We start from the raw sequence: 13,695 nt of genomic DNA, 5'->3' as shown, positions 1-13,695 counted from the left end.
GCGCCATGAGCATGGGCGGCGGCATGGGCGGTGGCCCGCGGGGTGGTGGCTTCCGTGGGGTCGATGAAGACGCGCAGCGGAGGCTGAACGCCGAGGCGCCGCGGATCAGCGGCCTCGGCGCACGGGTGGTCTCGCTGTTCCGGGCGTATCGCTGGCGCATCTTCTTCACGGGCATCCTGGTGGTGGTCGGAGCCGCGATCGCCGTCGTGCCGCCCCTGATCGTGCAGCGCATCTTCGACGACGCGCTGTTCCCCGTCGCCGGGGGAGGCCCGCACCTCGAACTGCTCGCGTGGCTGGTCGCCGCGATGATCGCTCTGTTCCTGATCTCCGCGGTGCTGGGAGTCGCCCAGACGTGGCTGACCTCGACCGTCGGAAACAGCGTCACCGGCGACCTGCGCGTGAAGCTGTTCGAGCACCTGCAGGCGATGGAGCTCGGATTCTTCACCCGCACCAAGACGGGGGTCATCCAGTCGCGCCTGCAGAACGACGTGGGCGGCGTCTCCGGCGTGCTGACCAACACCGTCACCAGCATCCTGGGCAACGTCGTGACCGTCATCGCCTCGCTCGTCGCGATGAGCCTGATCGACTGGCGGCTGACGCTCATCGCCGTGATCATGATGCCGTTCCTGATCTTCGTCCAACGCAAGGTCGGCCAGGTCCGGGCGCGCATCGCGGGCGAGACGCAGGAATCCCTCTCGGAACTCACCTCGATCACCCAGGAGACCCTGAGCGTGTCGGGAATGCTGCTGTCGAAGGCGTTCAACCGACAGCGCACCGAGTCCGAGCGCTACCAGGCCGAGAACCGCAACCAGGTGGTCCTGCAGGTGCGACGGGCGATGAGCGGTCAGGGCTTCTTCGCCGTCGTGCAGGTGCTCATGGCCAGTGTGCCGGCGGTCATCTACCTCGTGTCGGGCTACCTGATCGCCGGCGGCACAGGCGCCATCACCGCGGGAACCGTCGTCGCCTTCACCACGGTGCAGGCGCGACTGCTCATGCCGTTGATGGGGCTCATGCGCGTCTCGCTCGACCTGCAGACGTCGTCGGCGTTGTTCGCCCGCATCTTCGAGTACCTCGACCTCGTGCCGGAGATCCAGGATGCGCCGGACGCGATCACGGTCGACGAGGCGCCGGGACCCAGGGGGCGGCTCGAGTTCGCCGACGTCGTCTTCCGCTATCCGGATGCCTCCGCAGATGCCCGCCCGACGCTGGACGGGGTGTCGTTCGTCGCGGAACCCGGCCAGCACGTCGCCTTCGTCGGGCCGTCGGGCGCGGGCAAGACCACGATCCTGTACCTGGCTCCGCGCCTGTACGAGGCGAAGGGCGGCGCCGTGATGTTCGCCGGCGCCGATGTGCGCGCGCTCACCCAGGAGTCGATCATCGACCACGTCGGCATCGTGTCGCAGGAGACCTATCTGTTCCACGCCACGATCCGCGAGAACCTGCGGTACGCGAAGCCGGACGCGACCGAGGACGAGTTGATCGCTGCATGCACCGCGGCGAACATCCACCACATCATCGCCGGCTTCGAACAGGGCTACGACACCGTGGTGGGGGAGCGCGGGTACCGGCTCTCCGGTGGCGAGAAGCAGCGCATCGCGATCGCCCGCGTGCTACTGAAAGATCCGCCGGTGCTCCTGCTCGACGAGGCCACGTCCGCTCTCGACACCGTGTCGGAGCGCGTCGTGCAGGAGGCGCTCGACGAGGCCGCGAAGGGGCGCACGACGCTGTCCATCGCCCACCGGCTCTCGACGGTGATGGGCGCGGACGTGATCCATGTGCTCGAGGCGGGTCGCATCGTCGAGTCGGGCACCCACGCCGAGCTCCTCGCGCTCGGCGGACTCTATGCCGAGCTCGCGGCCGAGCAGGTGGCGGCCTCGCGCGTGCTCGACACCGAGGCCGCGGTCGAGGAAGCGGTGACCGGCGGTGCGGTGGCGCCCCTCGCCGAGCGGCGTGCCGACAAGGCCCCTGTCGACTCCGCGGGTGCGGACGCCGTCTCGGCCATCACGGCTGCCGTGCCGCTGCTCGCCGAACCTCGCCCGGACGAGCGGATCTACCCGGCGGAGCCTTGAGCCGTGACGGGCTTCAGTGCACCGACAGCCCGCCGTCGACGAACAGCGAGTGACCGGTGACGTAGGCCGAGCCCGCCCCGGCGAGGAACACTGCTGCGGCGGCGAAATCGCTCGGCAGTCCGTTGCGCCCGATCATGGTGCGGGCTGCGAGCTCCGCGACCTTCTCCGGGTCCTGCTGCAGACGCGCGTTCAACGGGGTGAGCACGAACCCCGGGACGAGTGTGTTGCTCGTGACACCCGTGCTGCCCCAGGCTTCGGCCTCTGAGCGCATGAGCGATTCCACCGCGCCCTTCGATGCGCCGTAGATCCCGCTGCCGACGAAGGCGCGGTGGGCCTGCTGAGAGCTGATGTGGATGATCCGGCCGTATCCGCGGGCAGCCATGCCCTGCGCATAGCGCTGACCGAGCAGGAACGGCGCGAGGGCGTTGACCGTCATCGTCGCGTCCCAATCGTCTTCGGTGATCTCCGGGAACGGCGGGCGGATGTTGATGCCTGCCGAGTTGACGAGGATGTCGGGGACGCCGAACGGCTCGGCGGCGGCGTCGGCGACGGCGTGGATCCCTTCTCGTGTGCTGAGGTCACCCACCACCCCGGCTGTGCGGCACCCGTGCGCGCGCAGCTCGTCGACGGTCGATCGGATACGGTCCTCTCCGCGTGCGACGACGACCGTCGCCGCACCGGCACGGGCGAGGGCGGTGGCGATGCCGCGGCCGATACCGGAGCTGCCGCCGGTCACCACCGCGGTGCGGCCGTCGAGCGAGAAGAGCGAGGAGAGGTAGTCGTTCATGCGTTCACCGGTCTGGGGTTCGGAGGTCGGGCTTCACCACGCGAGCGCGGCGGCGGTGGCGGGGTCGGGCATGGCATCGGCGAATTCGGGAAGCGCTCGCAGCTCGGCGATGAAGGTCTCGACCTCGGCCGCGTATGTCGGGTCGGGGTGGCTGCCGGCGATCTCGAGAAGAGAGGCGAGGTCCATCGCGAGGATCAGTTCGATTCGTGCGGTCACCGAGGCGCGTGCCCCGGCCTCGTGGAGCACCCGGATGCCGCCCCGCAGGGCAGCGAGATAGTCCCGCAGCACCGGCAGTTGCGCCTTGCCCTGGGTGATCGAGGTCCCATCCGCCCGGAGCCGCCAGCGGACGACCACGTCGGGGATCACGTCGAAGGCCCGGGCCCGGGTGTACATCAGCTGGGCGACCACCTGGTCCTCGTACGCGACGTCTTCGGGGAAGCGGAGATCATTCCAGAAGGGCGTGCGACTCAGCTTCGACCAGGCGACGATGTTCGACACCGCCTGCGGGTGCGCGGCGAGCGTGGTGCCGAGCCGCTCCGGCGAGGTCGATGCGGCTACCCAGGGCTGGACGCGACCGGCGACGTAACCGCCGCCCTGGGGTCGCGAGCGCACGTAGGCGCCGGCGACGAAGTCGCTGCCGGTGTGCTCGAGCGTCCCCGTCAAGCGGGCGAGGGCGTTCGGCAGCAGCTCGTCGTCGCCGTCGAGGAAGCCGAGGTACGGGGTGTCGACCTGCGCGAGGCCGACGTTGCGCGCTGCGCCGAGACCGCGGGAGGCCGCGTGGCGGATGGTCGTGAACCGGCGATCATCGGCCGCAGCGGCGTCGAATACCGCTCCCGTGTCATCCGTCGAGCCGTCGTCGATGAGGATCGCCCGCCATCGTTGCTCGCTCTGCGCGCGCAGGGAGTCGAGTGCAGCCGGTGCGAAGGCGGCGATGTCACGTCCGGGGACGATCAGCGTCACGATCGGGGCGGAGGCAGTCACGTGCCGATTCTATGGCCGGGCATCAGCCCCGGGCCGCGCGCACCGACTCTGCGACGAGTGCTGCCAGTCGTTCGGGAGCATCCGCCGGCAGCGGCTCCCGACCGAAGCTGAAACGCACCGAGGTCTGCGCCACCTCCGGTGGCACACCGCAGGCGAGCAGCACATGCGAGGGCTCATCGCTGCCTGCCGCGCACGCCGACCCGCTCGAGGAGATGACTCCGCGACGCTCCAACTCGAGCAGCACCGCTTCCCCGCTGGTGCCGACGAACGTGAAGCTCGCCGTTCCGGGCAGACGGTGCACGGCATCGCCGGTGAGGCGTGCTTCGGGGACGCCCGCGAGTACCCGGGAGATGAAGTGGGTCGTCGCCGTGCCGACGCGCGCCGCGACGACATCGCGCTCCCGCTCCGCGAGGTCGAGGGCCGTGGCGAGCGCCACGGCGCCGGCGACGTTCTCGGTGCCCGAGCGTCGACCTCGCTCCTGGCCGCCGCCGTGCAGCAACGGCTCGACGGGCACGCGCCCCCGCACGGCCAGCGCGCCGATGCCCTTGGGGGCACCGAGCTTGTGCCCGGCGATCGACACCGCATCCCCGCCGAGATCGCGCAGCGGAAGCCAACCCGTCGACTGCACGGCATCGAGGTGCAGGGGCACTCGGGCCGCCCTCGTGACGGATGCGAGCGCCGCCACATCCTGGACCGTGCCGATCTCGTTGTTCGCGTGACCGATCGACACGAGCGCGGTGTCGTCACCGATCGCCGACGCCAGGTCGTCGGGTGCTATCCGTCCTCGCGAGTCGACCGGCAGCACCGTCACCTCGACGGCATGGAAGCGCCGCAGATATTCGGCGGATTCGAGGATCGACTCGTGCTCGATCGGCGAGGTCACCAGACGGCGCCGCCCGGCCTCGAGAGCGGCCAGCACGATGCCCTTCACCGCGAGGTTGTTCGCCTCGGTGCCTCCACCGGTGAACACGACGTCGCTCGTCCGCATTCCGAGCGCCCGGGCCACTCGCGCACGGGCGTCATCGAGAGCCCTCGCCGCAGCCTCGCCTGCCGTGTGGTGACTCGACGGGTTGCCGAACACCCCGGTGAGGTAGGGGCGCATCGCCTCGAGCACCTCCGGCCGTACGGGGGAGGTCGCGGCGTGATCGAGGTAGAGCATGTCGAGCTGGTGCATGTCCGGGGAGGGCTTCGCGCTCAGTCGATCCGCAGGTCCAGGCCCAGGTCGAGGGCGCGCGCAGAGTGCGTCAGCGCCCCAACCGAGATGACATCCACTCCGGTGCGGGCGATGTCGCCGACCGTGTCGAGGTTCACTCCGCCGGAGGCTTCGACGATGGCGCGGTCACCGATCAGGGCCACGCCCGCGCGCAGGTCGTCCAGCGAGAAGTTGTCGAGCAGTACGGTGTGGGCGCCACCGTCGAGCACAGCATCGATCTGGTCGACACGGTCGACCTCGACGACGACGTGGGTCGTGTGCGGAAGCCGTGACAGTGCCTCGCGCAGTGCGGTCGCGAGGTCGAGGCCGGAGCGTTTCAGCACCGCGAGGTGGTTGTCCTTGGCCATCACGGCGTCGGACAGCGAGTACCGGTGGTTGCGGCCTCCACCCGATTCGACGGCGTGCCGTTCGAACGCGCGCAGGCCCGGAGTGGTCTTGCGGGTATCGGCGATGCGGGCGTCCGAATCGTCGATCGCCGCCACGTAGGCAGCGGTCAGAGTGGCGATACCGCTCATCCGCTGCGTGAAGTTCAGGGCGACCCGCTCCGCCGTGAGCACGCTGCGGGCCGAGCCCGAGACCGAGGCGAGGACATCACCCGCCGAGAACTCGTCACCGTCGCCGACGTGCAGGTCGACGTCGAGAGACGCGTCGGTGAGCCGGAATGCGGCGGCGAAGACCTCGCCGCCGCTGAAGATTCCGGCCTCGCGAGCCACGAGATCGGCGGTGGCTGTCGCGTCGGCGGGGAGAAGAGTGGTGCTGGTGAGATCGCCCCAGGGGGCGTCTTCTTCGAGGGCGGCGCCGACGACGCGGTGCAGAGTGGCGGTGGTCAGCATCAGACGGCCTCCAGGATCGATGACGGGGTGTGCGAGGGCGCAGGGGTTTCCGGTGGGAGCGCATCGACACGGTGATGGGCGCCGACGGACGCCGTGCGGGCCAGTGCCGCCGCGGCCGTCGCCTCGGCGAGGAGCAGCAGGTTCGCGTCCTCATGCGCGGCCACCGTCCTCGGCGCCGCGTTCGCTGCAGACCACGTCCGCAGCGTGGCGAGGGCGTGCGCGAGGCCCTCACCCCTGCGCAGCAGTCCGACGTCATCCCACATGAGCTGCTGCAGTGCGGCGCGGGTGAAGACGGGAGCGGTGGGCCAGTCGTCCGCATCCGGACGAAGATCAGCAGACGAGGCTTCCTGTGCGACGGCCGCCGAGGAACTCGTCAGTGCCGCAGCCGCACGGGCTCCGAATACCGCGCCCTCGAGCAGGGAGTTCGATGCCAGTCGATTGGCTCCGTGCACGCCTGTGCGAGCGACCTCGCCCACGGCGAAGAGGCCGGGGATCGTCGTACGACCGTGGAGGTCGGTGACCACGCCACCCATCAGGTAATGCGCTGCCGGGGTCACGGGGATCGGTTCGCGCGCCCAGTCGAACCCGCGTTCCCTCGTCACACGGTCGATCGTCGGGAACCGTCGCGCGAGGACCTCGGCTCCGAGCATCGTCGCGTCGAGCCTGATCGGTGCGCCCTGAGCCGCGGCCCGGCGCGCGATCGCTCGCGACACGACATCGCGCGGTGCGAGCTCGCCGTCGGGGTGGCTGTCGAACGCGAACCGGCGGCCCTGGTCGTCGAGCAGCGTCGCGCCCTCACCGCGCACCGCCTCGGAGATGAGGAACGCGGGGCCCGTCGCCAGGATCGTCGGATGGAACTGGACGAACTCCAGGTCCGCGACCGCGGCTCCCGCCCGCATCGCGGCGGCGATGCCGTCACCCGTCGTCCCCCTCGGGTTGGTCGTGTGCGCGTAGAGGTGACCGGCACCCCCGGTGGCGAGGATCACGGCGTCGGCGGCGATGTCGGAGGCCACACTGTCGCGAAGAACGCGGATGCCGCGCACGGCGCTCGCACCCCTCACGAGGTCGATCAGGAACGCGTGCTCGATGACGCCGATGCCCGTGCGTCGCACGGCGGCGATGAGCGCGGCGGAGATCGCCGCTCCGGTCGCGTCGCCGCCCGCATGCACGATGTGGGCGTGGCGGTGCGCGGCCTCACGACCGAGCTGCAGCGAACCATCAGCCGAACGGTCGAAGCCGACGCCGCGTGCGATGAGCTCGGCGATCCGGGCGGCACCGTCGGCGACCAGCACCTGTACCGCGCTCGGGTCGGACAGTCCCGCACCGGCGTCCAGCGTGTCGGCGGCGTGTGCGGCAGCCGAGTCGTCGTGGGTGTAGATCCCGGCGACGCCGCCCTGAGCGAACCCGGTGCACCCGTCTCCGAGGTCACCCTTGGTGACGATCGTCACCTCGTGGCCGGCCTCGTGCGCGTGCAGCGCCGCGGTGAGTCCCGCGATGCCCGATCCGACGATCACGACGTTCATCGCGCGCCCGCGACCACCGGGGGCTTCGCCGCGAGCATCCGCTCCAGCGCCACACGCGCGGGATCGGCGACGTCGTCGGAGACGGTGATCCGGTTCGGGGTGCGACCGGCCACGAGCTCCTCCAACACCCAGGCGAGGTAGCCCGGGTGGATGCGGTACATCGTGGAGCACGGGCACACCACCGGGTCGAGGCAGAAGATCTCGTGCTGCGGATACTGCGCCGCCAGTCGCCGCACGAGGTTGATCTCGGTGCCGATCGCGAAGGTGGTCGGTTCGGTCGCCGTGTCGATCGCGCGGCGGATGTACTCGGTCGAGCCCGCCTCGTCTGCCGCGTCGACGACCTCCATCGGGCACTCGGGGTGCACGATCACGCGCACACCGGGGTGCTCGGCGCGCGCCTGGTCGATCTGACCCACCGTGAAGCGGCGGTGCACCGAGCAGAACCCGTGCCACAGGATCACTCGGGAGTCCACAAGCTCGGCTGCGGAAGACCCGCCGAGCGCTCGCCGCGGGTTCCACATCGGCATCTGCTCGAGGGGCACCCCCATCGCCTTGGCGGTGTTGCGACCCAGGTGCTGGTCGGGGAAGAACAACACGCGACGTCCACGCTCGAAGGCCCACTCGAGCACGGTCTGGGCGTTGGACGAGGTGCAGACGATCCCGCCGTGCCGTCCGACGAAGCCCTTGATCGCGGCAGAGGAATTCATGTAGGTCACGGGGATTACCGGTACACGGCCGTCGGCATCGACGGCGTCGAGGTCGCCGAGCACGTCTTCGAGCTGCTCCCAGCAGTCCTCGACCTGGTCGATGTCGGCCATATCCGCCATCGAGCATCCGGCAGCGAGGTTGGGCAGGATCACCGCCTGGTCGGGCATGGAAAGCAGGTCGGCGGTCTCGGCCATGAAGTGCACACCGCAGAACACGATCGCCTCGGCATCTGCGCGCCCCCTGGCCGCTGTCGCGAGCTGGAAGGAGTCGCCCACGTAGTCAGCGTGCTGCACGACCTCTTCGCGCTGGTAGAAGTGGCCGAGGATCACGACCCGATCGCCGAGGGTGGCCTTCGCGGCGCGGATCCTCCTGTCGAGCTCGTCCTCCGACGCGTCGCGGTACGCGGCGGGCAGCTCGCCCTGTCGCGGGGCGCCGGTCGGGATCACGTCGCCCATCGACGAGCCGGGGCCGTATCCCGGTCGTGCGTCGAAATCCCATGGGCCGGCCGCGAGGTCGGTGGCGCATGTGGCGTCGGTCGACGCCCCGCTGACGATGGCCTGGATCGCGTGGTCGACCGAGGCGTCCATCGGCGGAACGGCGGGAGCGGGTACGAAGGTGATGCTCATCGGGTGCTCGTTTCTTCGGGACCGAGAGGGCCGCGGTCGGCCAGCTCGACGTCGGTGTTGTCGCGGTACAAGCGGGCTGGTCGGTGACTTCCGGTGCGGAACCGGTCGGTGGGGAGCAGATTGCCCGCCGCTTCCACCTGGCGACGGAAATTGGCGGGGTCGAGGGTGCGGCCGAGGATCGACTCGTAGGCCTCCCGCAGCTCGGCGAGCGTGAACTCCGCGGGAAGGAAGCCTTGCGCGACGCGGCTGTACCCGACCTTGTTGCGCAGCCGCCACAGCGCGTACTCGACGATCTCGGTGTGGTCGAACGCGAGCTGTGGCAGCTCGTCGACGTCGAACCACCTCACGTTCTCGGGGGAGTGGCCCGACGCGCGGTGCGCCGCGCTCTGCGCCGTCACCTCGTCCTGACGCAGCAGCGCCCAGTACACGATCGACACGACCCGGGTGGGGGAGCGGTCGACGGCACCGAAGGCGTAGAGCTGCTCCAGGTAACTGGGGGCGAGACCGGTCGTCTCGGCGAGGGTGCGCGCGGAGGCGTCGACGGGCGATTCGGTCGATGTGAGCCAGCCGCCGGGGAGGGCCCACTGATCGGCGAACGGCTCGCGGGTGCGCAGGACGAGCGGCAGCGCGAGCACCGCGCGTCCTTCGTCGGTCCGCCGCAACGTCAGGATGACCGTCGAGACGGCGACCCGGATGTCCCTGCTTTGAGTCATGGGCACCTTAACCTCTCGGATCGATCTTAGTGTCACCTCCACCCTTAGTGCGCGCGGATGACGACGATCCCGGTCGAGTCCGAAACGTTATCTGGTGGACGCGGGGAGTCTTGTTCGTCGGGTCGGGGTTTGTTAGGTTACTGTCCTAACAAACCCCTTCGGGAGTGGCCGACCGGCTGCCTCCCCGGGCCCACGAACCCCACCTCCGGGGTTCTGCTCCATCCGGAGCGATCCCTCCTGCAGTGCAGCACCGAGAGGAAACAAGAGAAATGATCCGAAACGGAAGGCGCAAGATTGCGCTCACCGCGATTGCCGGAGCATCCGTCCTCGCCCTGGGCCTCACGGCCTGTGGCGGCGGCAGCGACAGCGGCAACGCCGATGGCGACCGGGCCCTGCGTGTCTGGGCCGGCAGCCAGACCCCGATCGCCGCGAACTACAACCCGTTCGCACCGACCGTGCTCCACGGCGCGCTCGGACCGATCTACGAGCCCCTGTTCTTCTACAACAAGACGGCGGACTCCGAGCCGGTCGGCCTGATCGGCGACTCGTTCGAGTACAACGAGGACGGCACGGCGATCACGATCACCATCAAGCCCGACCTCAAGTGGAGCGACGGCAAGCCGCTCACCGCGAAGGACGTTGCTTTCTCCTTCAACTACGAGGCCAACAACCCCGAGGGCAACGGTCTGGTCTCCGCCGAGGCCACCGACGACACCACCGTCGTGCTGACGTACACCACCGCCCAGTACACGACGGAGTTCCAGCGTCTCGGCTCGACCTACATCCTCCCGGAGCACGTCTGGGCGGATGTCACCGACTTCGCGAACTTCACGAATGAAGACCCGGTCGGATCCGGCGCCTACGTCGTCGACAAGACCACGAGCGAGTCCTACACCCTCGTCGCGAACGAGAACTTCCGCGATGCCGACGAGCTCGGTGTCAAGAAGGTCCAGTACATCGCCGTCGACAACAACCAGACCGCGCAGGACCTGCTCGCCGCAGGCAAGCTCGACTGGACGGGCATGTTCATCCCGAACCCGGATGACGTGACCGGCAACGGCGCGATCGAGTGGATCAACACGCCGCAGGACCCGACGGTGCTCTACACCTGCTCGAACGCCGAGCTCGGCTGCACCGGTCCGCAGACCGACGTGGCCGTGCGTCAGGCGCTCAACGTCGCGATCGACCGCGCCACCATCAAGGACAAGGCGTTCGTCGGCCTCACCGGCGACATCTCGCCGACGTTCGCCCTTCTTCCGCGCGACGAGAAGTGGGTCGCCGACCCCGCCAACGAGGTCAGCCCGCAGGAGGCGAACGTCGCCGAGGCGGGTTCGATCCTCGAGGCCGCCGGCTACACCAAGGGCTCCAGCGGTATCTACGAGAAGGGCGGCGTGCCGCTCGAGATCACGCTCACCTCGGTCGATGGCTGGACCGACTACAATGACGCCGCGAAACTGATCGCCGAGCAGGCCGAGGCAGCCGGCATCAAGATCACCGCGTCGACCGTGCAGTGGCAGGAATTCTCCGACTCCCGTCAGGGCGGTGACTTCCAGCTGATCATGGGTGGGGTGATCGGCACGTCCGTCGCCGACCCGTTCCAGATCTACCGTGACTGGTTCGGCGGCACCGCCGTCGAGTCGACGAGCCCCGTCGGCACCGAGGTCCCGGCAGGCCGCTGGAACTTCAGCCGGTACAGCAACCCGGTCGTGGACACAGCGATCCAGGCCGCGGTCAGCACGAACGACGAGGCCACGAAGAAGGAGCTGTACGGCACGATCCAGACCGAGATCGTCCGTGACCTGCCCTACATCCCGCTCGTCATCAACGCGACCCAGACCTTCTACAACACGAAGGACTACACGGGCTGGCCGACCGAGGAGGACCTCTACGCCTTCCCGCCGTCCTGGGGTGCGATCGCGGCAGGCTACGTCCTGACGCAGCTGCAGCCGGTCAAGTAGTAAAGGAGTCGGGGAAGAAGGAAGTCAGGAAAACAGTGACATGAAGTTCTATGCACGAAGAATCGGGTTCTACGCGTTCACGCTCTGGGCCGCGATCTCCATCAACTTCCTTCTTCCCCGGCTCATGCCGGGGAACCCGGCCGACATCATGATCGCCAAGATGCAGCGGGCCGGCGGTGAGGTCTCCGAGACCGCCATCCGCAACATCAAGCTCCTGCTCGGCGGTGACGACTCCTCACTCTGGGAGCAGTACCTCTCCTACTGGGGCCGCATGTTCCAGGGCGACCTCGGTGTCTCGGTCACGAAGTTCCCCACCCCGGTGACGGAACTCATCGCGGGAGCCTTGCCGTGGACGCTCATCCTCGTCGGGACCGCGACCGTCATCTCCTTCGTCCTCGGTGTCGTTCTCGGCGCCTGGGCCGGGTGGAAGCGCGGCACCTGGGTCGATCACCTGATCCCCGCGACCACCGTGCTGCAGTCGATCCCGTACTTCTGGATGGCGCTGATCCTGGTCGCCGTGTTCGCGGTCGGGCTGGGGTGGTTCCCGATCTTCGGCGGCTACGACGTCTTCGACTTCCCGGACGGCCCCGAGCCGACCTGGGCGTTCTTCAGCGATGCCGTCGCCCACGCGATCCTCCCGGCCGTCACGATCGTGATCAGCTCGGTCGGTGGCTGGATGTTCGGCATGCGCAACATGATGGTCTCCACGCTCGCCGAGGACTACGTGCTCACCGCGGAGGCGAAAGGCCTGCGTCCGCGTCGGGTGCTCACCACGTATGCGGCCCGCAACGCGGCGATCCCCTCCATCGCGGGCTTCTCGATCACGCTCGGGTTCGTCGTCGCCGGCTCCATCGTGATGGAGCAGGTGTTCACGTACCCCGGCATCGGCAAGCTGATGTTCCAGGCCGTGACCAACAACGACTACGCGCTGATGCAGGGACTCTTCCTCGTCATCACCCTGACGGTGCTCGCCGCCAACTTCATCATGGACCTCGTCTATGGCTTCATCGACCCGAGGGCTCGCCAGAATGTCTGACACGAAGAACCCGCTTCTGACTCAAGAGCCGCCCATCACCGCCCCCGCGAGCACGATCTCGCTGGCCACGCAGCAGGGACGCAAGCGTCGTCGCATCCTGCCCAGCACCTCTCCCAAGTTCATCGTCGGTGCGTGCATCGTGGTGGCGATCGTGCTGTTCGCGATCATCGCGCCGATCTTCTCGCAGGATCCGCGCAGCACCGCCAACCCGGCACTTCAGCCGCCGTCCGCGGAGCACTGGTTGGGGACCACCAAGCTCGGCAACGACATGTTCGCTCAGCTGGCGATCGGAGCCCAGGGCTCCTTGCTCATCGGCGTCACAGCCGGCAGCATCGCGATCATCCTCTCCCTCCTGTTCGGCGTGCTCGCCGGGTACCTGGGTGGGTGGCGTGAAGACGGCCTCGCGCTTCTCACCAACGTGATGATCGTGATCCCGGGTCTGCCGCTCGTCATGGTGATCGCCTCGTTCGTCCCGCAGCGCAGCTGGCAGCTCGTCGCCTTCGTGCTCGGCATCACGTCCTGGGCCGGGGCCGCCTACGTCCTCCGGCTCCAGACGCGGTCGCTCCGCACCCGTGACTACGTGTATGCCTCGAAGGTCGCGGGGGAGCGGTCGTTCCGGGTGATCCTCGTCGAGATCATGCCGAACCTGCTGCCGCTGCTCGCGGCGCAGTTCCTCTTCGCGATCATCTTCGCGATCCTCGGCGAGGCGGGGCTCTCGTACCTCGGCCTCGGACCCAACTCGTCGATCACCTGGGGCTCGATCCTCAACGACGCGCAGTCGGGGCAGGCGCTCGGGCGCGGAGCCTGGTGGTGGTTCGTCCCGCCGGGGCTCATGATCGCGCTCCTCGGCGCCGGTCTGTCGCTCATCAACTTCGCCATCGACGAAGTCATCAACCCGAAGCTGCGCAATGCGCCCGAAGCCGCGCGCCGTGTGCGCAAGGCTGCCAAGACCAAGGGAGTCACCGCATGAGTGAGCCGGTGTTGACGGCGCGGAATGTGTCGATCGAGTATGAGGTGGATCCGCCGGTCAAAGCCGTGCGGGATGTGTCGCTGACGCTGAATCGCGGCGAGATTCTCGGGCTCGCCGGAGAGTCGGGGTGCGGGAAGACGACCCTCGCGTATGGGATGAATCGGTTGTTGAAGGCGCCGGCCCTGATGACGGGTGGGGAGATCGTGTTCCATGACCGGGATGGTCATGACATCGACATCGTCGGCCTGGACGGGGAAGGCCTCAGGGCGTTCCGGTGG

At 68.7% G+C, this 13,695-nt stretch carries 12 protein-coding genes; 5 read left to right on the top strand and 7 right to left on the bottom strand.

What is annotated here, in order from left to right; genetic code table 11:
• The first annotated feature begins 11 nt into the window (after positions 1-11).
• Complete coding sequence (locus ACFVWL_RS00060) at positions 12-2,069, top strand: ABC transporter ATP-binding protein (RefSeq protein WP_387180870.1); 2,058 nt, start codon at positions 12-14, stop codon at positions 2,067-2,069.
• A gap of 13 nt (positions 2,070-2,082) precedes the next feature.
• Here ACFVWL_RS00060 and ACFVWL_RS00055 read toward each other — a convergent pair whose 3' ends face one another.
• Genes ACFVWL_RS00055 through ACFVWL_RS00025 form a run of 7 tightly spaced genes read right to left on the bottom strand, consistent with a single transcriptional unit; the run spans position 2,083 to position 9,453 of the window.
• Positions 2,083-2,856 carry an SDR family NAD(P)-dependent oxidoreductase gene (locus tag ACFVWL_RS00055; protein WP_387177163.1) on the bottom strand — a complete coding sequence of 258 codons (774 nt, stop codon included), beginning with the start codon at positions 2,854-2,856 and terminating at the stop codon, positions 2,083-2,085.
• A 33-nt stretch (positions 2,857-2,889) separates the two neighbouring features.
• On the bottom strand, positions 2,890-3,837 hold the full coding sequence (locus tag ACFVWL_RS00050) for a glycosyltransferase family 2 protein (RefSeq protein WP_387177162.1): 948 nt from the start codon (positions 3,835-3,837) through the stop codon (positions 2,890-2,892).
• A gap of 22 nt (positions 3,838-3,859) precedes the next feature.
• Complete coding sequence (locus tag ACFVWL_RS00045; RefSeq protein WP_387180867.1) at positions 3,860-4,996, bottom strand: cysteine desulfurase family protein; 1,137 nt, start codon at positions 4,994-4,996, stop codon at positions 3,860-3,862.
• A 35-nt stretch (positions 4,997-5,031) separates the two neighbouring features.
• Positions 5,032-5,883 (bottom strand): carboxylating nicotinate-nucleotide diphosphorylase, encoded by an 852-nt coding sequence (nadC, locus tag ACFVWL_RS00040; protein ID WP_387177161.1) that lies wholly within the window; start codon positions 5,881-5,883, stop codon positions 5,032-5,034.
• Positions 5,883-7,406 carry an L-aspartate oxidase gene (gene nadB, locus ACFVWL_RS00035; protein WP_387177160.1) on the bottom strand — a complete coding sequence of 508 codons (1,524 nt, stop codon included), beginning with the start codon at positions 7,404-7,406 and terminating at the stop codon, positions 5,883-5,885. The genes nadC and nadB overlap by 1 nt, the downstream gene beginning before the upstream one ends.
• The gene (gene nadA, locus ACFVWL_RS00030) at positions 7,403-8,740 is read right to left on the bottom strand and encodes a quinolinate synthase NadA (protein WP_387177159.1); all 1,338 of its coding nucleotides are present in this window, start codon (positions 8,738-8,740) and stop codon (positions 7,403-7,405) included. Before nadA ends, nadB begins: the two co-directional genes overlap by 4 nt.
• Positions 8,737-9,453, bottom strand: coding sequence for an NUDIX domain-containing protein (locus ACFVWL_RS00025; protein WP_387177158.1), 717 nt, complete (start codon positions 9,451-9,453; stop codon positions 8,737-8,739). The genes nadA and ACFVWL_RS00025 overlap by 4 nt, the downstream gene beginning before the upstream one ends.
• 269 nt (positions 9,454-9,722) lie before the next feature.
• On the opposite strand from ACFVWL_RS00025, the gene ACFVWL_RS00020 reads away from it, so the two are divergent.
• From ACFVWL_RS00020 to ACFVWL_RS00005, 4 genes are all read left to right on the top strand, one after another.
• Positions 9,723-11,411 carry an ABC transporter substrate-binding protein gene (locus ACFVWL_RS00020; protein WP_387177157.1) on the top strand — a complete coding sequence of 563 codons (1,689 nt, stop codon included), beginning with the start codon at positions 9,723-9,725 and terminating at the stop codon, positions 11,409-11,411.
• 40 nt (positions 11,412-11,451) lie between these two features.
• The gene (locus tag ACFVWL_RS00015; protein ID WP_028503850.1) at positions 11,452-12,447 is read left to right on the top strand and encodes an ABC transporter permease; all 996 of its coding nucleotides are present in this window, start codon (positions 11,452-11,454) and stop codon (positions 12,445-12,447) included.
• Positions 12,440-13,417 (top strand): ABC transporter permease, encoded by a 978-nt coding sequence (locus ACFVWL_RS00010; protein WP_387177156.1) that lies wholly within the window; start codon positions 12,440-12,442, stop codon positions 13,415-13,417. Before ACFVWL_RS00015 ends, ACFVWL_RS00010 begins: the two co-directional genes overlap by 8 nt.
• A partial coding sequence (locus ACFVWL_RS00005) for an ATP-binding cassette domain-containing protein (protein ID WP_387177155.1) occupies positions 13,414-13,695 on the top strand: 282 nt, incomplete at its 3' end. The genes ACFVWL_RS00010 and ACFVWL_RS00005, both read left to right, overlap by 4 nt.

This window comes from Microbacterium sp. NPDC058269 (genome assembly GCF_042881445.1).
Lineage (GTDB): Bacteria > Actinomycetota > Actinomycetes > Actinomycetales > Microbacteriaceae > Microbacterium.
Note: the sequence above shows the minus strand (reverse complement) of the source record. Positions and strands in the feature narration are given on the sequence as shown.